Genomic DNA, 20019 nt, shown 5'->3' on the forward strand with positions numbered 1-20019 from the left:
TGGTCACTCGGGCAACGTCCGCACCGCCCGGCCGCATTCCGGTCAGGACCCCGCAATGAGGTCCGCGTGCTGGTCGGCGTGGGTCCCGCGCCCCACCCGCCGCGCGACCCCGTACTCCCGCAGCAGCACCCCCGCGGCGCCCCGCACCGACGGGCGGGCGGAGGATTTCAGGAGGGCGGGGCCCTTGCGGGTTGCCGCTGTCAGGGTGAGGTGGTCGAGGGCGATCAGGGCGCGGACCAGGGGGCGGCCGGGGGGCGGGACGAGGTGGGTCAGGGGGGCGCTTGCGGTGAGGGTGGTGCTGGCCCGGTCGAGCGAGGAGGCGATCAGCCTCCGGGTGCCGGGGAGGTCGCGGGCCTGCTCCAGGTCCTCGCGGGTGACCCCGCAGCGCTCCAACTCCTCGCGCGGCAGGGTGAGTCGGCCGTCGGCGAGGTCCTCCGCGAGGTCGTTGACGAAGTCGATCCGCTGGGCGGCGTCGATGTAAGTACGGCACGCCGCGCGGAACTCCTTCGCGTCGCCGTCCGGGGCCAGCAGACAGGCGACGAGCATGAACGCGGGCAGCGAGTACGCGTCGATGTAGGCCTGGTGGTCCGCCTCCGTGGCGAAGCCCGCGAAGTCCAGGTCGGCGCGGGCGGTGCGCAGGTAGTCCTCGACGTGGCCGCGCAGGCGGGGGTGGGCGCTGATGGTGTGCAGGAGCGGGCAGATAACCGGGTGGGCGCTGTCGCCGTCGGCCAGACCGTCACGCACCTGCCGCTCCCAGGCGGCATACGCCCCGGTCCGGTCGTCGAGGGGGCCGCTGTCCAGCAGGTTGTCGCTGTGGTGCATGAACGCGGTCGCCGCGACCACATGCGGGAACAGCGGTCGCGGCAGCAGCAGCCGGGCGGCCAGATAGGCGCTGCGCTTGAAGCGTGCGGCCAGTTCGCGCTGGCGGGTGTAGTCGTCGCGCAGTCCCGGGTCGCGGATGTCCGCGGCGTCGAGGGCCTGGTTCCACGCACTCATCGATGACCTCTCCCGGGGTGTGGATGCCGGGCTCCAGTGGATCACGGCCGGGCGGCCGGCCGCCCCTCAGGCCGTCGTGAACGTGTGGGTGCCCCCGAACGACCCGGCGACCTCGATGTCCACCACCAGCCTCGGGTGGGTGGCGACCACGGTGACGGAGGGGTCGGCGTGCCGCACGCGGTGGCCCGCCCCCTCGACGGTCACCCGCACCGTGTCCTGCGTCTGCGTGGGGTCGGACAGGGCGAACGTCCACCCGTGGGCGGTGCGCCCCCACATCATCGCGGCGGCCCCGGACACCCGGACCCGCTCGACGCCGCCCGCCGTGAAGAACGACGCCGCCGTCAACTGCCCGTCCAGGCGGGCTGATTGGACCTTCTCCGTGTTGGCCAGCACGTGCCAGCGCCCGCACGCCCGGCGTGTGCGGTCCGCCGAGGCGCCCGGCAGCACCGCGTAGGCGTAGCTCGCGGCGGCCGGGCGGACACCGTGGTCGAGGACGATCTTCTGGTAGCGCCGGGTGTAACGCTCCGCCGTGCCATGGGTGTTGGCCCCGGTGTCGATGCCGAGCCAGCTCCCGGTGCGGTCCTCACGCAGGAGGGTGAGGGGCTGTCGCCGTGGCCCGTCGAGGAGTACGTAGCCCGCCGTGCCCTCCAGATGCAGCCACCGCGCGTCGGGTACGGCGACCGGCGTACCGGGGAGGGCCCGGTCCGGGCGGCCGTCGACCAGCAGGCGGGCGGCGCCCCGCTCGCCGAGGTTGCGGTTCTCGATCGCCGTGCGCACCGGGGCACCGGAGGCGTCCGTGATGGCGGCGCCGAGGCAGATCACCGCGTCCGGGGTGAAGAACCAGGACTTCCTGGCCGACAGGGTGCCGTCCTGCGAGACGAAGTCCAGGCCGTGCGCGCCATGGGCGTCGTCGAAGCGCACCCCGCCGGCGTACGCGGTGGTGGTGCGCGGCGGGTCGGGGAGCAGCGTGGGCGGGGTGGCGTCCTTCTCGGTGGTGCCCGGGAGCAGGGTGGCGTCCACGGTCGGCCAGTAGGCGTCGCTGTAGTGGCCCTGTCGGCCCGGCAGGAAGGTGTAGAGCACGCCGTCGCCGGTGTACCACCCGTGCAGGTTCATGCCGTTGATGGACTCGTACCGGCAGATCCGCCGTGATCCTGTTCCGAGCGAAGCCGACCATCCCGGGGTGGTGTGCACCATCCGGTCCATCTGCGGGAACACCCGGTGTTCGCGGACGGCGGCGGCGGTGACGGCGCGCGGCGCGGAGGTGAGCCGTTCGGCGAACTCCACCTCGGGTACGCCCACGGGTTGCAGCCCGCCCGAGTACCTGCCGAGGTCGGCTACGTCGAGATAGGGCGCCCAGGTGCCCTCGTCGATCCAGCGCGCGGCCAGCGACGCGAGCCGGGAGCGGGCCGGTTCGGCGGCGGTCCTGGCGAGGAGAACCACGGCGGCGATGAACTGGTGCCCGGCGTCGTGCCCGGTCTCACCCTGGCGGGACAGCATCCGGCCGCGCACCGGCTCCATCATCGACCCGGCGAACAGGAACGGCGCGTACACCTCGGTGACCGCCGCCTCGAACATCTCCCGTACCGGCGGCGGGAGTTGGGTGCCGGTGGCGGCCGTGACATGGGTCAGGGCGGCGATCGCGCTCAGGAGCACCAGACCGTAGTGACCCGGGTAGGGCACCACCTCGTGCTGGATGAAGGACCCGTCGGTGCGGTAGCCGTCGCCCTCGGTGGACCGGCGGGTGAGGTCGGCGGCGCCGTGGCCCGCGACGTCGGTCACCGCCGCGAGGCCGGCGGCCACCCGGGCGGGGTCCTGCGCGAGCGCTCCGGACACCACCGTGATGAGCGCCTTGTCCGCCCGGTTGGCTCCGGTCTCGACCAACCCTGGTGTATTCGTGCGGTGGTTGGGGTCGGCGACGAAGCGCAGCACGGGACGCAGCACGCGTTCCCGGTCGGCGGCGGGCAAGTGGTCGCCGAGCGCCACGACGATCTGGAGCAGCCAGTAGGGCACGCCGATCTCGTAGGAGTACCAGTTGCCCATCTCCGGGGTGCCCTCGTTGTACTGCGTGCGGTAGAGGGTGGTGAGCGCGGTCACGAGGCGCTCGGGCAGGCCGGGGCGGCCCGACAGGGCGGAGCCGGGTGTCGCCCAGTCCACGGCGATCGTCCTCAACCGGTAGTACATGGTGGGGAAGTAGGTGCTGCCGGGCCCGGTCGGCAGGTCCGCCCAGAGCTGGTCGCCGGTCACATCCATGGCCGCGTCATACGCGAGAGCCACCTTGTCCAGGGCGGCAACGGCCCGGTCGCGCCGGAGCGAGGGGCGGCCCACGCCGACCTGGAGCTCGCGGTAGGCGGCGACGATCCGGGCGTGGTCCCCGGCGCCGGACGGGCCGCGCGGTGCGGCCGATGCGGGCTCCCCGAGCCCGAGGGGAACCGTGGCGGCCGCGGCCGCGGTTGCTCCGAAGCGCAGCACGTCTCTGCGGTCAAGCGACATCGCTCGTCCTCACACGGGGTTCGTCGGCGGCGGGAACCACATCACCCTCTGGTTCAACTACATGAACAATGCCTATGTACGAGAACTCTTGGGTGCAGCCAAGGTAGCCCCGGCCCCGAAAGGTGGTCAACGCCCCTGCCGGAAGCGCTACTTGAGAACCCCGCTTGTTGAGGAACGCCGCGGGATCGCCGAAAAACCCCGTGCCCTCTCCCCGCGCCGCTGCCTACACTCGCCGAGCGCGCCGCCCAGTAGGCGCCGCGCCGCACTTCGAGTAACGAGTGACGAGTGACGCCGACGAGCGAAGAGGAAGGGGGCCGGGCCATGCGTACGCAGTGCATCGCGGCCCTCGCCCCCTCGTGCCGGTACGACGTGATTCCGGTGTCCCGCGTCGGTCGGTGACGGCCGCGCGGCTTTCACCGCACGTAAGTGACGCAGCGTCAAACCCTTTGCCTGAGCGCACCGTTGTCGCAAGACGGCGGTCCCCTGGGCAGACCCGGTGACGCCGTCCGCAATCGCGCTGCCAGTTTCCGCGGTCCCTGAGACATCTCAGCGGCAGCACTCGAAAGGGCCTCAGGCCATGCGTACTCCCGTCCGCGCCCTCGCGACGACCCGTCTCTCCGCCCTGCGCAACCTCGGCATCCTCGCCCATGTCGACGCGGGCAAGACGACCCTCACCGAGCGGATCCTGTTCGCGACCGGCGCCGTCCACAAGCGCGGCGAGGTCCACGACGGGACGACCGTCACCGACTTCGACGCCCAGGAACGCGATCGCGGCATCACCATCTTCGCCGCCGCCGTGAGCTGTGACTGGGACGGACATCGCATCAACCTCATCGACACCCCGGGCCACGTCGACTTCGCGGACGAGGTCGAGCGGTCCCTGCGGGTCCTGGACGGCGCGGTCGCGGTGTTCGACGCGGTCGCCGGTGTGGAACCGCAGAGCGAGTCGGTCTGGCGCACGGCCGACCGGCACGGCGTGCCGCGGATCGCGTTCGTGAACAAGCTGGACCGGGCGGGCGCCGACCTCGACACGGCGGTCGCCTCCATCAAGGAGCGGCTCGGCGCCGTGCCGCTGGTGGTCCAGCTGCCCGTCGGACGCGAGGACGGCTTCACCGGCGTCATCGACCTGGTGCGCATGCGCACCCTGCTGTGGGACGGCGACACCCGTACCGAAGGGCCCGTCCCCGAGGGATGGTCCGACGAGGCCGCCGGACGGCGCCGGCTCCTGGAGGAGACGGTGGCGGAGCTCCATCCGGACGCGCTCGAAGAGCTCTGCGCGGCCTCGGCGCTGAGCGAGCGGACCCTGGTGCGCGCTCTGCGCGAGCTGACCCTCGCCGGTGACGCGGTGGTCGTGCTGTGCGGTTCGGCGTACCGCAACCGGGGGATCGAACCGCTCCTCGACGCGGTACTCGCCTATCTGCCCTCGCCCGCCGACATGCCGCCGGTACGCGGCACCGCCGACGGCCAGGAGCAGGAACGGGCGCCCGACCCGGCGGCACCGTTCGCGGCGCTCGCCTTCAAGGTGAACGCCACGGCGCGCGGCCGCCTGACCTATCTGCGGATCTACTCCGGCACCCTGCGCAAGGGCGCGTGGGTACGTGACGCGGCGAGTGGCCGCACCGAACGCGTCGGCAGGATCCTGCGTGTGCAGGCCGACCAGCACGAGGAGAGGGAGGAAGCGATGGCCGGGGACATCGTCGCGGTGGTCGGCCTCAAGACCGCCCGGCCCGGGGCGACCCTGTGCGCGCCGGACGCGCCCGTGCTGCTGGAGCCGCCCTCGGTCGCCGATCCCGTGGTGTCGGTCGCGGTGGAGGCCAGGCTCGCCACCGACACGGGACGGCTCGCCTCGGCCCTGGCCCGCCTGGCCGAGGAGGACCCGTCCCTGGTGGTGCGGTCCGACCCGGAGACCGGCCAGACCGTGCTCTCGGGCCTGGGCGAGCTCCATCTGGAGGTCGCGGTGGAGAAGATCCGCCGCGACCAGGACGTGGAGGTCACCGTGGGCCGCCCGCGGGTCTCCTACCGCGAGACCGTTCTGCGCGGCGTGAGCGGACTCGTGTACCGGCACGTCAAACAGGACGGCGGCGCCGGGCAGTTCGCGCACATCGTCCTGGACGTGGAGCCCTTGGACGAGGTGGGATTCGAATTCCGCTCGACGGTGGTCGGCGGCCGCGTGCCGCAGGAGTACGCGCGGGCCGTGGAGGCGGGCTGCCGTGACGCCCTGGCCGAGGGCCCGCTCGGCGGCCACCCGGTCACCGGCCTGCGGGTCACGCTCACCGACGGAGCGACCCACTCCAAGGACTCCTCGGAGATGGCGTTCCGCAGCGCGGGCCGGTTCGGGCTGCGTGAAGCGCTGCGGGCGAGTGAGATCGGACTCCTCGAACCCGTCGCGGAGATCACGGTGACCGTGCCCGAGGACGGCGTCGGCGGCGTCCTCGGCGATCTCGCCGCCCGTCGCGGCCAGGTCTCGGCGTCCACCGCCGACGCCGGAACCGCGGTGATCACCGCCACGGTTCCGCTGGCCGAGCTGTTCGGGTACGCCTCCCGGCTGCGCGGGCGGACCCAGGGCCGGGGCACCTTCACCACCCGCCCTGCCCCGCTCGCGCCGGTACCGGCCGCGGTCGCCGACGCCCTTCTGGCGCGGTAGCCGCCCCCTGCCCCGCCCCGGTCCGCCGGGGCGGGGCGCGTGGGGGCGCATAGGGTGGGCGGATGCAGGAGCAGTACCGCACCGTCGCCCGAGCGGGCGTGCACGAGAGCGAGATCAACCGGTCGCGCTTCATCTGCGCGCTCGCGCCCGCCGCCACCGAACAGGAAGCCCAGGACTTCGTCGCCCGCGTCCGCAAGGAGCACCCGACGGCCGGCCACCACTGCTTCGCCTACGTCATCGGGGCCGACGCCTCCGTACAGAAGGCGAGCGACGACGGCGAACCCGGCGGCACCGCCGGAGTCCCCATGCTCCAGATGCTGACCCGGCGCGAGGTGCGGTACGCCGTGGCCGTCGTCACCCGTTACTACGGCGGGGTCAAGCTGGGCGCGGGCGGTCTGATCCGGGCGTACGGAGGCGTCGTCGGCGAGGCGCTGGACGAGATCGGCACCATCGTGCGCCGGAGGTTCCGGCTGGCGACCGTCACCGTCGACCATCAGCGCGCCGGGAAACTGGAGAACGACCTCAGGGCGACCGGCCGCGCGGTGCGCGAGGTGGCCTACGCCGAGGCCGTCACCATCGAGATCGGGCTTCCCGAGGCCGACATCGAGGCCTTCCGGGGCTGGCTCGCCGACGCCACGGCCGGCACGGCCACGCTGGAGCTGGGCGGAGAGGCGTACGGAGACGCCTGAGCCGTACGACACCGGATGGCCACCCCTGTGCGCCTGAGCCGCCGGGGGCGGCCGGATGTTCCCGTTACCGCCCGTGATGTCAGACCCCACCGTTACCCTCGAGGATCATGAGATTCCTGCACACCTCGGACTGGCACCTGGGCCGGTCCTTCCACCGGGTCGATCTGCTCGGTGCCCAGGCCGCGTTCGTCGACCACGTGGTGGCGACGGTGCGTGACCGAGGTGTGGACGCGGTCCTGGTGGCGGGCGACGTATACGACCGCGCGGTGCCGCCGCTGGCCGCCGTCGACCTCTTCGACCGGGCGCTGCACCGCCTCGCCGACGTCGGCGTGCCCACCGTGATGATCTCCGGCAACCACGACTCGGCGCGCAGGCTCGGGGTGGGGGCCGGGCTCATCCAGCGGGCCGGAATCCATCTGCGGACCGACCCGGCGGGCTGCGGCACCCCGGTCATGATCGGCGACGTGGCCTGCTACGGGCTGCCCTATCTGGAACCCGCGCTGGTCCGCGACGAACTAGGCGCGCCCAGGGGCGGCCATGAGGCGGTGCTCTCCGCGGCCATGGACCGGGTGCGGGCCGACCTCGCGGAGCGCCCCGAAGGCACCCGCTCCGTCGTCCTGGCGCACGCCTTCGTGGCCGGCGGCGAGCCGAGCGACAGCGAACGCGACATCACCGTCGGGGGAGTGGCCGCCGTGCCCGCCGGGGTCTTCGACGGCGTGGACTACGTGGCCCTGGGCCACCTCCACGGCAGCCAGGTCATCACCGAACGGGTCCGCTACTCGGGCTCCCCGCTCGCCTACTCCTTCTCGGAGGCCGACCACCGCAAGTCCATGTGGCTGGTGGACCTCGCGGCCGACGGGGCCGTGGAGGCCGAGCGGATCGACTGCCCGGTGCCGCGACCCCTCGCCCGCATCCGGGGCCGGCTCGACGAGCTCCTCGACGACCCGGCCCTGACCCGGCACGAACAGGCCTGGGTGGAGGCCACGTTGACCGACGCCGTGCGCCCGGCCGACGCGATGACGAGGATCGCCACCCGCTTCCCCGGCACCCTGAGCCTCGCCTTCGACCCCGAGGGAGCCGACGGCGAGCCGCACGCCTCGTACGCGCAGCGCCTCAGCGGACGCAGCGACCAGCAGATCGCGGAGGACTTCGTGGCGCACGTACGCGGTGGCAGCGGCCCCGACGACCACGAACGGACGGTCCTGCAAGGGGCGTTCGACGCCGTGCGGGTGGACGACGGGGTGCGCGAGGTGGCCCGGTGAGGCTGCACCACATGCGGGTCACCGCCTTCGGCCCCTTCGCGGGCAGCCAGGAGGTCGACTTCGACGCGCTGTCCGCCGCGGGCCTGTTCCTGCTGCACGGCCCCACCGGCGCCGGCAAGACCTCGGTCCTCGACGCGGTCTGTTTCGCCCTGTACGGAGCGGTCCCCGGCGCCCGGCAGAGTCCCGCCACCCCCCTGCGCAGCGACCACGCCGCGCCGGACGTCTTCACCGAGGTCCTGCTCGAACTGACCGTCTCCGGACGGCGGTTGGAGGTCACCCGCCGTCCGCAGCAGGAACGGCCCAAGAAGCGGGGCAGCGGCTTCACCACCGAAAAGGCGCAGACCTGGCTGCGGGAGTACGACCCGGCGACCGGAGCCTGGCGGGCACTGAGCCGTTCGCACCAGGAGATCGGCGAGGAGCTCGGTCAGCTCATCGGGATGAGCCGGGAGCAGTTCTGCCAGGTGGTGCTGCTGCCGCAGGGGGAGTTCGCCAAGTTCCTGCGGTCCGACGCCGAAGCGCGCGGAAAGCTGCTCGGCAGGCTCTTCGACACCCGCCGGTTCGCGGCCGTCGAGGACCGGCTCGCCGAGCTGCGCAAGACCGCCGAGCGCCAGGTCAAGGACGGCGACGAACGATTGCTGGCCCTCGCCCAGCGGATGGCGCAGGCCGCCGGCGACACCGCGGACGCTCGCGCGTGGCCGCTGCCCGACGCACGGCCCGGCGACCCGGGCCTCGCTTCGGCCGTCCTGCAATGGGCGGCCGTCGCGCGCTGCGGGGCACGCGAACGCCTCGACATCGCCTCGGCCGCCGTGGCCACCGCCGAGAGCAGGCAGGCCGCCGCCCGCCGCACCGCCGAAGAGACCCGACGGCTGGCCGCACTCCAGGAGCGGTACGCCCAAGCCCGTTCCCGAGCCGATGAGTTGGCGGCCCGCCGCCCCGAGCTGGACGAGCTGAAGGACCGCCTGGAGACGGCCCGCAAGGCCGAACGGGTCTCGCCCGCCCTCGAATGGCAGGAACAGGCCCAGCGCGCCCACCGCGCGGCGACCGCCGAGCGGGACCGGTCCCGCGCCCGGCTGCACCCGGACCTCGCCGACGCCGGAGCGGAGCAACTGGCCGCCCTGGAACGGCGGATGCGCCAGGACCTCGGCGCCCTGGAGTCCGCCCGCCGGGCCGAGCGCCGCAGCGCCGAGATCGACGAGGAGCGTAACCGCCTCGACCGGCAGGCCCGCGCCGACGAGGACGTTCTCACCGACACCACGGCATGGCTCGCGGGCTGGGAGAGCGTCCGGCTCGGCCACCAGAACAGGATCGACGCCGCCCATGAGGCGGCGGCCCGCGCGGAACAGCTCGCCGGACAGCTCGAACCGGCCACCCGGCGCCTCGCCGCCGCCCGTGAACGCGACGCGCTCCAGGCCCGCTCGGCCGAGGCGACCCGAGCCCACGACGCCTCCCGCGAAGCCGCCAACACGGCGCACGAGCACTGGCTGACCCTGCGCGAGGAGCGGCTGCGCGGCATCGCGGCCGAGCTGGCCGCGCGGCTCCAGGAGGGCGAACCCTGCGCGGTGTGCGGCTCGGCCGAGCACCCGGCGCCCGCCCGCCCCGGCACCGGCCAGGTCGACCGCGCCGCCGAGGACGCCGCCCACCAGGCGTACCGCCGGGCGGACCGGATCCGCGCCGAGGCGGAGGCCGCCCTGTCCCGGGTACGCGAGGAGCTCGCGGGCGCCCGGGCCGCCGCGGGCGAGGCCGATGTCGCCGAACTGGCCGACGAGGCGGCGGAGTTGCAGCGAGAGCACCGCGCGGCGCGGGACGCGGCGGCCGGGCTGCACGAGGCCCGGCTCGCCCTCGCCTCGGCCGAGCGGGAGCACGGGCAACGCCTCGCCGCCCAGCGCACGGCCCAGGAGAACACCGCGGCCCGCACCGCGAGCCGTGAAGCCCTTGAGCGTGAACAGGCCGCGCTGGAAAGGGAGTTGAGCCAGGCCCGGGCCGGGGCGTCCAGCGTCGCGGAACAGGCCGGGCTGCTCGAACGCCGCGCCGCCATCCTCGCCGAGGCGGTGGAGGCGGTCCGCGCCGTCGAGGACAGCGCCGAGCGGCTCAAGGAGGCCGACGGACGGCTCTCGGAGGCCGCGTTCCGGGCCGGCTTCGACACCCCGGCCGCGGCGGCGGCAGCCCTGGTCGACGAGCGCGGCCAGCGGGACATCCAGCACCGGCTCGACGCCTGGCAGCAGGAGCGGGCCGCGGTGACCGCGTGCCTGGCCGAGCCGGAGACGGCCGCGGCCGGCCGTGCCGCGCCGGCCCGCACGGCGGAGGCGGACGCCGAGTCCGCGGCAGCCGAACGCGCCCTGCGCGACGCCGCGTCGGCCCTCGCCGCCGCCCGGGCCCGCTGTGCGGAACTGGGCACCCTGAGTGATGCGGCCGCCGAGGAGACCCGCGGGATCGGCCCGCTGCGCGAGGAGTACGAGCGGGTGGCCCGCCTGGCGGGGCTCACCGCGGGGACCTCCGCCGACAACGAGCGCAAGATGCGCCTGGAGTCCTACGTCCTGGCCGCCCGCCTCGAACAGGTCGCGGCCGCCGCCACGGCCCGCCTCCGGCGCATGTCGGGCGGGCGGTACACCCTGGTCCACTCCGACGCCAGGGGAGGCCGCGGCCGTTCGGGCCTCGGGCTGCATGTGGTGGACGCCTGGACGGGCCGCGAGAGGGACACCGCGACCCTGTCCGGGGGAGAGACCTTCTTCGCCTCCCTCGCCCTGGCACTCGGGCTGGCCGACGTCGTCACGGACGAGGCGGGCGGGGCGCGCCTGGACACCCTGTTCATCGACGAGGGCTTCGGCAGCCTCGACGACCAGACCCTGGACGAGGTCCTGGACGTACTGGACTCCCTGCGGGAGCGGGACCGCAGCGTAGGAATCGTCAGCCACGTGGGCGACCTGCGCCGCCGGATCCCGACGCAACTGGAAGTGGTGAAGGATCGCGCGGGGTCGACGGTACGGCTCCAGGGCGTCGGGGCCGAGGGCTGAGAGGAGCAGCCGGGGCCGGGCGGAGCGCTCCCGGGGGCTCCTGCCTGCGGTGACCGTCTCCACGACAGGAATCGAGATCCGGCTGTCACTGAGCAGGGTGGTATGTCCGCCGGCGCGGTCGCAGACTGGAGATGGAAGCGGACAATGGGGATAGCGCCGACATGACACTCAGGCGGCGCACTCGCTTCCCGCTGACGCGTCCGAGGAGCAGACATGCGTCGACAGAAGGTCAAGGCGGCAGTCTTCATCGGCGCAGTCGCGGCCCTGGCCGCAGCCCTCGGGCCAGCCGCCGCCGAGGGCCAACCCGGAGGGTCCGACACCGTCGTCGTCGACTGCTCCGGTCGCCCTCAGGTCCGGCCCAGCAGCTATTTGATCGCCTGCGGTGACGGCAACAACGGCCTCGTCTCCCTGCACTGGACGCAGTGGGGCCCGGCATCGGCCGCAGCCCGGGGCTTGGACCGGGTGAACGACTGCGTCCCGTACTGTGCCGCCGGCCGCTTCCACTCGTACCCGGTAACAGTCCGCCTCGACACCGTCCGCCCCAGACCAGGCCAACAAGGCCGGCCGCACTACACCGTCCTGCACGTGCACTACATGGCCGATACCCCGGCCCAGACGCCTCGTGACGCGGAGTACCCGATCTTGGAAGGCCGATAGGGAGTGCGCGGCTGGGGATGGTAGGTGGTGGCGGGGGTGAGGGCGATGACGTCCTTGGATACGACCCGTGGCACCTGATGGTGTACGGGGGCCCGAAGCGTAGGAATCGTCAGCCACATGGTCGACCTGCGGCGCCGCATCCCGGCGCAGCCCCCCCGGCAACCCCGCCAGGGGCGCGGGGAACTGCGCGATCGGCCCCGCACGGCCCGCACCCGACCGCACTCCACTCACCCCCCCCGGAGGGAATCCGCGGGGACGGGCCGGGCGCCTCACCGGGGTCTGGGGCGAAGCCCCAGGACAGGCCTCGGGGTAGGCTCGCCTCAGAGACCGATCGCCCGCCGCGGCAGCGGCGACGAATACACCACGCTCGTCGTCACCGCCCCCAACGCCCCGATCTTCCCCGAGATCTCCTCAAGATGGCTCATCGACCGCGCCCCCACCTTGATCACGAAGCAGTCGTCCCCCGTCACATGGTGCGCCTCCATGATCTCGGGAGTCGCCTCCACCAGATCGTGGAACGGCTTGTAGTTGCCGTTCGGATAGCGAAGCCGCACAAAGGCGAGGATCGGCCGGCCGAGACGTTCCTGGTCGACGACGGCCGTGTAGCCCGCGATCACCCCGGCCTCTTCGAGGCGGCGTACCCGCTCGGTCACGGCGCTCGCCGACATCGAGACGGCCCGGGCCAGCTCGGCGAAGGTCGCCCGCCCCTGCCGCTGGAGGGCTTCCAATATGCGCCAGTCGGTGGCGTCCGGGGAATACGCGTTCATCGCCCCAGACAACCGTGGAATCCCCGGCGAATCAAGGGGCGTTCCGGGGATCGGACCTTCCCGGAGTTGATCATCGACGGATAATTTTTCAGCCATGACAACACAGCTCACCGCCCCCGCCAACCCGGTCCTGCGCGTGGCCCCGGCCGCCCCAGACGACGCCGCCGCCTACTTCCGCGCCAGTCTGGTCTTCCACGCGGACGTCTCCGACGTGGCCTCGGTCCTGGCCGCCGGAGGCGACCCGGGCTTCGTGGTGCTGGACTCCCGCTCCACCGCGTCCTGGGACCAGGGCCATGTGCCCGGCGCCGTCCATCTGCCGACCGCGCAGATCGCCGAACAGGCCGAGACGCTCCTGGACAAGTCGGTCCCCGTCATTACGTACTGCTGGGGCCCGGGATGCAACGGCGGCACCCGCGCGGCGCTCGCGCTGGCCGAACTCGGCTTCCAGGTCAAGGAGATGCTGGGCGGCTTCGAGTACTGGGTGCGCGAGGGCTTCGCGTTCGAGACGTGGGAGGGCGAGGAGCGGCGCGACGCCGACCCGCTGACCGCGCCGGTCGGCGCGGACGACTGCGGCTGCTGAGGAACGGGACGGGGACGGCCCCGGGAAGGGACCGCCCCCGCGCGAACCTCAGAGCCTCACGGGCTTGAGCCTCACGCGCTCACAACCGCACGCGCTCACAACCGCACGCGCTCACAACCGCACGCGCTCAGAACCTCCCGACCCGGGACCGCACGACCCCGGAACCGCACAACCCTCAGAGCTTGGAGAGCTCGTCGACCAGGTCGTCGAGGCCGAGCGAACCCTGAGAGAGGGCCGCCATGTGCCAGGCCTTCGGGTCGAAGGCGTCGCCGTGGCGGGCCCGGGCGTTCTCCCGCCCGAGCAGCCAGGCACGCTCGCCCAGCTTGTAACCGATCGCCTGCCCCGGCATCGACAGATAGCGGATGAGCTCGCTCTGCACGAAGTCCGCCGGACGGCTGCTGTGGCCGCTGAAGAACTCATGGGCCAGCTCCGGCGTCCAGCGCTCGCCCGGGTGGAACGGCGAGTCGGCCGGGATCTCCAGCTCCAGGTGCATGCCGATGTCGATGATCACGCGACAGGCGCGCATCATCTGCGCGTCCAGGTAGCCGAGCCGGCGCTCCGGGTCGGTGAGGAAGCCCAGCTCGTCCATCAGGCGTTCCGCGTACAGCGCCCAGCCCTCGGCGTTGGCGCTGACGTGGCCGACGGTCGCCTGGTAGCGCGAGAGCTGGTCGGCGACGTGCACCCACTGCGCGATCTGGAGGTGATGGCCGGGCACGCCCTCGTGGTACCAGGTCGACACCAGGTCGTATACGGGGAAGCGGGTCTCGCCCATGGTGGGTAGCCAGGTGCGGCCGGGGCGGGAGAAGTCCTCGGAGGGGCCCGTGTAGTACGGGGCCGCGGCGCCGCCGGGCGGCGCGATGCGGGACTCCACCTTCCGTACCCGCTCGGCGAGTTCGAAGTGGGTGCCGTCGAGCGCCTCGATGGCCTCGTCCATCAGAGCCTGCAACCAGTCGCGCACCTCGTCGACGCCCTCGATGTGCGTGCCGTGCTCGTCGAGGTGGGCCAGCGCCTCCCAGGGCTCGGCGCCGGGGAGGATCTTGGCGGCCTCGGTCTTCATCTCGCCGAGCAGCCGGTGGTACTCGGACCAGCCGTAGGCGTACGCCTCGTCGAGGTCGAGCGCGGTGCCGTTGTAGTACTGCGACCAGCGCTGGTACCGCTCGCGTCCCACGGTGTCGGGGGCGCCCTCGATGGCCGGCGCGTATACGTCGCGCAGCCAGTCGCGCAGGGCGGTGAGAGCGGCGGAGGCGCCGGCCGCCGCGGTGTCGAGCTCGTCGCGCAGCGCGTCCGGGCCGGGTGCGGCGAGGCCCTCGAAGAAGCCGGTCTCCACCCATTCGCCGAGCTGCCCGATGACGGTTTCCGTGGCGCGCGGGCCGCCGAACAGCTTGCGTTCCAGGCCCAGTTCGAGCGAGGCGCGGTAGCCCTCGATGGCGTCGGGCACCGCGCGCAGCCGGGAGGCCAGCGCGCGCCAGTCCTCCTCGGTCTCCGTGGGCGACATGGTGAACGCCATCCGGACGCTGTGGACCGGCGAGTGCAGATTGCTGACCGTGCGCAGGCCCTCGTCCGCCTCGTGCACGCCGAGTTCGGAGGTCAGCCGCTCGCGCAGCAGTCGGCCGCAGCGCCGTTCGGCGTCGCTGTCGGCGCCGGGCAGGCGCTCGGCCTCGTCGAGGCGGGCGAGCGTGGTGCGTGCCAGGTCGGCCACGGCCGACTGTCCTGCGGGGGAGAAGTCCGGCAGGAGGGCGTGACTGGCCCTGACGCCCAGATAGCTTCCGGTGATCGGGTCGAGTTCGATGAGTGCGTCGACATAGGCGTCGGCGACCTGGCGGGGCAGCGCGCTGCTGGAAGTGACTGACATGCGGACATCCTCTCCGAGTGAGGGCTCCGCGTCACCACCCAGCTTGCCGAGCCACCTGACCGGGACGCCCGGCCGTTCGTACGACGACGCGCGGCCGGCCGCGATCGGCCGCGCATCCGCACTCCCTCAACGGCTCAGCCGCGCCCGAAGTGCCCGCGCCGCACGGCGTAGTTGGTGGGGGCCGCGGTGTCCAGGCGGGCGGTGACCACCAGGGTGCCCTCCTCGATCTGGTAGTCCAGGGGCAGTCCGAGCCCGCGCATGGCCGCGACCATGCCGGTGTTGGAGGCCTGGGTGACGGCGTACACGCTGTCGCAGCGGGCCTCGACGGCGAGGTCGACCAGGCGGCGCAACAGTTCGGAGCCGATGCCCCGGCGCTGCCAGGAGTCCTCGACGAGCAGGGCGACCTCCGTCTCGTCGCCGTCCCACAGGAGGTGGCCGAGCGCGACCAGGCGTCCCGAGGCGGTCTGCACCGCGAGGGTGCGGCCGTAGCGCGGACTGAGGAGGTGCCCGAGATAGCGGTCCGCGTCGGCGACCGGGCCGTGGTAGCGCAGTGCCAGCGTACGGTCGGAGCAGCGCTCGTGCATGGCCTTGGCGGCCTCGATGTCGCCCGGGGCGGCACGCCGTACGGTGATCTCGTTGCCCTCGGGCAGCGTCAGGACGTCCTCGCCGCGCGGGACGCGGGGGCCGAGCCGGGCGTCCAGCTCGACCAGCGCGCGGGCCCGCGCGAACTCGGTCGGGGTGAACGGGAGATGGGGCCGCTCGATGGTGATCGCCCCGCCGTTGGGGTCGCGCAGCCGCATCGTGGTCGACTCCAGTACGCCCTCCACCGGCGCGGTTTCACCCGTGGGGCGGCCGGTCAGGGAGACCGCGGGCAGCGAGTGGATCGTGCAGCGGCCGAGCAACTGGCGCAGCGCGAGCGGGAGTTCGGCGGCGTCGAGAGCGGTGCGGGTGGCGAGGCCGAGCACCCGGGTCGGCGCGTCCACCAGATCGTGGGCGTCGGCCCGCTCCGTCCAGGTGTCGCTGCCGCCGGCCGCCGCGACGGCCCGGGACAGTTCGTTGGCGGACAGTTCCGCCGGGGCGCGCAGCAGGAACTCGTCCACCGTGCCCTCGGCGAGCGGGTGCGTCTGGAGGGTGAGGATGTCCACACGGTGCCCGGCCAGCGCGACGCACAGCGCGGCGAGGCTGCCCGGCTCGTCCCGCACGGTCGTCCGCATCCGCCAGAGCGCCGTCTCGCGGGGAACGTCCTCGCCCTGCGGGCCGGTGGCGCTCGCCGGGTCGAGGCTCTCGCCCGTATCGACGGTGTCCGCGGGCGGAGGCGCATGGCTGTGGCGGCGTGCCCACCAGGTGTGGAACGCCGCCGTGGCGACCAGCGCCACCGCGGAGGCGATCAGCAGGACCGGCCCGTCGGGGCCGTGGGCGACCAGGTTCGCGAGCCCGTCGGCGACGGCCACGGCCGTGAACAGCGCGGCGAGTTCGACCAGGTCACGCCGCCAGTGGTGCCGGCGGCGGGCGCGCGGGTGGGAGATCCGTACTTGGGCGTCAGTCATGGCACCACTGTGACGCAGCGGTGTTGCGTGATCACGAACGCTTTGTGACTGACGGGTTAAGTGTGCTTCTGATGGCCTTTTGGTCGTTTTCTGTTGAACGTGTCCTGGAGTGATCGCCTCCGACTCCAGGCTCGCCACCCCGGCGGCGGGCCAGAAGAACCCGAAGTCGGTCTCGGATCAGACGAGTTGGATCGCCGACCGGGGCGACGGTCCGCCCACGGTACGGCTGCCGTCCAGGATGACGCGGGTCACCAGGGCGGGATCGTCGTTCATGGGCACATGGCCGCAGTCCGGGAGGCGGACGAGCCGGGCACCCGGAACGGCGAGTTTGGCGCGCACTCCCTGGCGACGCAGCAGCAGCCGGTCCTTGCTGCCCCACGCTATGGTCACCGGCACGCCGGGCACGTCATGCGTGAACAGGACGTCCTGCCCGGCGGCCAGGGTCTGCTCGAAGCCGGGCGCGGTGCGCAGCGCGACCGTCTCGGCCACGACGGCCTCGGGGGAGCGCCGGCTGGGCCGGGCGTAGATCGTGCTGGTCAGCGCGGTACGCCCGAGGGCCGTGCGGGCCATCCGCTCGATGAGGGGGAGCGGAAGCGCCTTCGCCGTCCGGCGCATCGTCTTGAGGACGGTGAACGCGTACTGCCGCTCGGCGGGGGTCCAGAAACCCGCGGGGGAGAGCACCGTCACGGAGCGGACGAGCTTCTCGCGCCCCAGCTCCAGGGCGAGCAGGCCACCCAGCGAATTGCCCGCGACGTGCGGTCGCTCGATGCCGAGCGCCTCACAGAGCGCGCCGAGGACCGGAACCACGGTGGACAGGCCGTAGGAGACGCCGTCCGGCAGGCCGGGCGAGGCGCCGAAGCCCGGCAGATCGATCGCGATCACATCGCGGTCGGCGGCGAGCAGATCGAAGACCGGGTCCCAGGCCTGAAGGTGATGGCCTATGCCATGGAGCAGCAGGAGCGGCTCACCCGTCCCTCGCCGTCGATAGGTCACCGAGGTGACGCGGCTCCCCAGGGGAGTGTCGATCGTGAACGAGACCTCTTCGGTCATGGGGCTGCTCCCTGATCCGGGGACCACGCTTAGACATCTTGTCAGCAACAACTACCGCCCAGTAGCCCGGAGTTCAAGAGGCATACCGGACAGGGGAGCGGCCGGCCGTCCATTCCCGGGGTGAGGCGAGGTGAGGCGGGGTGAGGCGGGGCGGTGCGGGGAGAGGTGAGGCGGTGCGGGGCGGCGCGAGGTGAGGCCCGAGCCGCGACGCCGACCGCGGGAGTCCCCTCCGCCCGTGGCCGGCCCAGTGGTGCGAACGCCGCGTGAACGCTGTGCGGAAACCCTCGTGTGCGCTCCGTAACGGACCGACCATTGGTCTTGACCAAGGGGGTGGGCCGCCCTATGGTCGCAGAGTTAGTGCAGGAACCTTTAATAAACAAGGGCACGGAAAGCCGCCGCGGACACGGCGATTGCGGAGGATCAGGGTGGGGACCACGCAGCTGGAATCGGTGCCGGAACCGAAGTACTGGCACCTCAAGACGGTACTCAGCGAGGCGCTCGACTCGGACTTCGCGGTGGGCGAGATCCTGCCCAACGAGCGTGATCTCGCGGCCCGGTTCGGCGTCGCACGGGCCACGCTCCGCCAGGCACTGGAACAGCTCGAACTCGAAGGCCGGCTCCAGCGCCGCCGCGGCGTGGGCACCACGGTCGCCCCGCCGCGCACGGCCGTGTCGGTCTCCACCGCCCGCCACGACTGGCCCGGCGCCCCCGGTGACGACTGGGAGACCGCCGACGCCACCGCCGCCGTGCCGCCCCTGGCCGTACGCCGCATGTTCGAGGGGGACGCCGCCGACGAGACGCACGTCGTGCGCCGCACCCGCCTCGCCCATGGCCAGGCCGTCGCCGCCGAGCTCCTCTATGTACCGGCCGGCTCGGTGCCCGAACTGTCCGCGATCGACGTGCCCTCGGGGCCGGCCCGCGGCCGCGCCGTGCTGCGCGAACTGCAGCGCCTGGATCTTGAAGGCCAGGACCGCGCGGTCGAACTGGGCTCCGCCCGCGCCGACGACGCCAAGGAACTGGACCGGCTGCCCGGTGCCCCCGTCCTCGTCGTGACCACCCGCTACTTCAGCGAGGGCCGTACCGCGGCGGTCTCTGTCGCCACCTACCGCGCGGACACCTGCCGGCTGACGTTCGGCGACTCCGGCGACGTCGAGATCAGCCACCCCGGCCAGCAGCGCCAAGCTTCCTGAACCACCCCACGGCCACGGCGTGGCGCCCCGTTATGGGCGCCCCGCGGTGGCCCGGCGTGGCGATCTCCGGCGCGGCGCAGGCTCAGCGCCGCGCCGTCACCGTTCCCTCGACGGCGAAGAGCTCCTCCTCGACATGGTCGAGGGCGAGACGCAGCGCGCCCGTCGCCACCACCGCCTCACCCAGCATGGAGAGCACCACGCGGGGCGGCCGCAGGCAGTAGCGGGCCAACTCCCTGCGCAGCGGCTCCAGTACGCCGTCGATGCCGGCCGCCCAGCCACCCACGACGACCAGCTCGGGGTCGAGGGCGAGCACCAGCGCGGCCACGTCGTGCACCAGGCGCTGAAGGAACCGTTCGACCGCCGCCTGCGCCCGCTCGTCTCCCTGCCGGGCCAGCGCGAACACATCCGCGACGGCCTGCTCGTCCAGCGGGTGCAGAGGCTCGCCCGTCGTCGAGAGCAGCTTCTCCGGCGTGACGTCGCGGCCGAGCAGATGCAGCGCGCCGATCTCGCCCGCCGCGCCGCCGAAGCCGCGGTGCAACCTGCCGCCGATCAGCGATCCGGCCCCCGGACTCAGCCCCGCCATGACGAAGACCACGTCGTCGGAGTCGACCGCCGCACCCTTCCAGTGCTCGGCCACGGCCGCCGCGTTGGCGTCGTTCTCGACCAGGACCGGGCAGCGGAAGGAACGCCTCAGCCGCTCGCCCAGCGGCAGACCCGTCCACTCGGGCAACGCGGTACCCAGCCGCACGGTGCCGTCGGCCTCCACGATGCCGGGGCTGCCGACGCCGACCGCGCGCAACGAACTACGGGCCACCCCGGCCCGGCGCAGCACATCCGCGACGGTCATCCGGACCCGTTCGAGGCGCTCGTCGGCCGAGGCGGTCTCGGGCACCTCACGTGATCCCGCGCCGAAGATCCGGCCGTCCAGACCCGACAACAGCGCGGCCACCCGGTGCGGACCGATCTCGATGCCCAGCAGATGGCCCGCCTCGGCACGGAACCGGAAGCGCCGCGCGGGCCGGCCCTGGCGGCGCGCCTCGCCCTCCTCGGGGGCGGACTCGACGACGAGCCCCGCCTCCATCAGCCCGTCGACCACACCCTCGACCGTCGGCCGGGACAGACCGGTGATCCGGGTCAGATCCGTCAGCGTCGGGGATTCCGCGCCCCGCAGGGCGTGCAGCACCACCGCGGAATTGATCCTCCGCAGCAGAGAGGGATCCCCGCCGGTCAGCCGCCCCAACGTGTGTCCTCCCAGCTCGTGCGCGTGTCTGCCGGATCGTACTC

The 20019-nt window shown here is 73.1% G+C and carries 14 protein-coding genes; 7 read left to right on the forward strand and 7 right to left on the reverse strand.

Annotated elements, in window-relative coordinates; genetic code table 11:
• Positions 1-42: 42 nt before the first annotated feature.
• Positions 43-996: a squalene/phytoene synthase family protein gene (locus N4G70_RS06380; RefSeq protein ID WP_261711461.1), complete on the reverse strand. Its 954-nt coding sequence runs from the start codon at positions 994-996 to the stop codon at positions 43-45.
• Between the two features lie 66 nt (positions 997-1062).
• Entirely contained in the window at positions 1063-3486 is a 2424-nt protein-coding gene (locus tag N4G70_RS06385) for a polysaccharide lyase 8 family protein (RefSeq protein WP_261711462.1), read from the reverse strand.
• Positions 3487-4063: 577 nt separating this feature from the next.
• Here N4G70_RS06385 and fusA point away from each other — a divergent pair.
• From fusA to N4G70_RS06410, 5 genes are all read left to right on the forward strand, one after another.
• Entirely contained in the window at positions 4064-6130 is a 2067-nt protein-coding gene (gene fusA / locus N4G70_RS06390; RefSeq protein WP_261711463.1) for an elongation factor G, read from the forward strand.
• Positions 6131-6192: 62 nt separating this feature from the next.
• Positions 6193-6819: a YigZ family protein gene (locus N4G70_RS06395; protein ID WP_261711464.1), complete on the forward strand. Its 627-nt coding sequence runs from the start codon at positions 6193-6195 to the stop codon at positions 6817-6819.
• 107 nt (positions 6820-6926) lie between these two features.
• On the forward strand, positions 6927-8081 hold the full coding sequence (locus N4G70_RS06400; protein ID WP_261711465.1) for an exonuclease SbcCD subunit D: 1155 nt from the start codon (positions 6927-6929) through the stop codon (positions 8079-8081).
• The gene (locus tag N4G70_RS06405; protein WP_261711466.1) at positions 8078-11092 is read left to right on the forward strand and encodes an SMC family ATPase; all 3015 of its coding nucleotides are present in this window, start codon (positions 8078-8080) and stop codon (positions 11090-11092) included. Before N4G70_RS06400 ends, N4G70_RS06405 begins: the two co-directional genes overlap by 4 nt.
• A 213-nt stretch (positions 11093-11305) precedes the next feature.
• Entirely contained in the window at positions 11306-11749 is a 444-nt protein-coding gene (locus tag N4G70_RS06410) for a hypothetical protein (protein ID WP_261711467.1), read from the forward strand.
• Positions 11750-12069: 320 nt separating this feature from the next.
• On the opposite strand, the gene N4G70_RS06415 is transcribed toward N4G70_RS06410, so the two are convergent.
• Positions 12070-12516, reverse strand: a complete 447-nt coding sequence (locus tag N4G70_RS06415) for an Lrp/AsnC family transcriptional regulator (protein WP_261711468.1) — start codon at positions 12514-12516, stop codon at positions 12070-12072.
• Positions 12517-12610: 94 nt separating this feature from the next.
• On the opposite strand from N4G70_RS06415, the gene N4G70_RS06420 reads away from it, so the two are divergent.
• On the forward strand, positions 12611-13096 hold the full coding sequence (locus N4G70_RS06420) for a rhodanese-like domain-containing protein (protein ID WP_261711469.1): 486 nt from the start codon (positions 12611-12613) through the stop codon (positions 13094-13096).
• A 175-nt stretch (positions 13097-13271) separates the two neighbouring features.
• Here the strand turns inward: N4G70_RS06420 and N4G70_RS06425 are convergent, their stop codons facing one another.
• From N4G70_RS06425 to N4G70_RS06435, 3 genes are all read right to left on the reverse strand, one after another.
• Positions 13272-14948, reverse strand: a complete 1677-nt coding sequence (locus tag N4G70_RS06425) for a DUF885 domain-containing protein (RefSeq protein ID WP_261711470.1) — start codon at positions 14946-14948, stop codon at positions 13272-13274.
• Positions 14949-15082: 134 nt separating this feature from the next.
• Positions 15083-16495 carry a GNAT family N-acetyltransferase gene (locus N4G70_RS06430; RefSeq protein ID WP_261711471.1) on the reverse strand — a complete coding sequence of 471 codons (1413 nt, stop codon included), beginning with the start codon at positions 16493-16495 and terminating at the stop codon, positions 15083-15085.
• A 177-nt stretch (positions 16496-16672) separates the two neighbouring features.
• Complete coding sequence (locus N4G70_RS06435; RefSeq protein WP_261711472.1) at positions 16673-17545, reverse strand: alpha/beta fold hydrolase; 873 nt, start codon at positions 17543-17545, stop codon at positions 16673-16675.
• 425 nt (positions 17546-17970) lie between these two features.
• On the opposite strand from N4G70_RS06435, the gene N4G70_RS06440 reads away from it, so the two are divergent.
• On the forward strand, positions 17971-18735 hold the full coding sequence (locus N4G70_RS06440) for a GntR family transcriptional regulator (protein ID WP_261711473.1): 765 nt from the start codon (positions 17971-17973) through the stop codon (positions 18733-18735).
• Positions 18736-18817: 82 nt separating this feature from the next.
• Here N4G70_RS06440 and N4G70_RS06445 read toward each other — a convergent pair whose 3' ends face one another.
• Entirely contained in the window at positions 18818-19975 is a 1158-nt protein-coding gene (locus N4G70_RS06445) for an ROK family transcriptional regulator (protein WP_261711474.1), read from the reverse strand.
• Positions 19976-20019 lie beyond the last annotated feature (44 nt).

It is taken from the genome of Streptomyces sp. ASQP_92 (assembly GCF_025399895.1).
Lineage (GTDB): Bacteria > Actinomycetota > Actinomycetes > Streptomycetales > Streptomycetaceae > Streptomyces.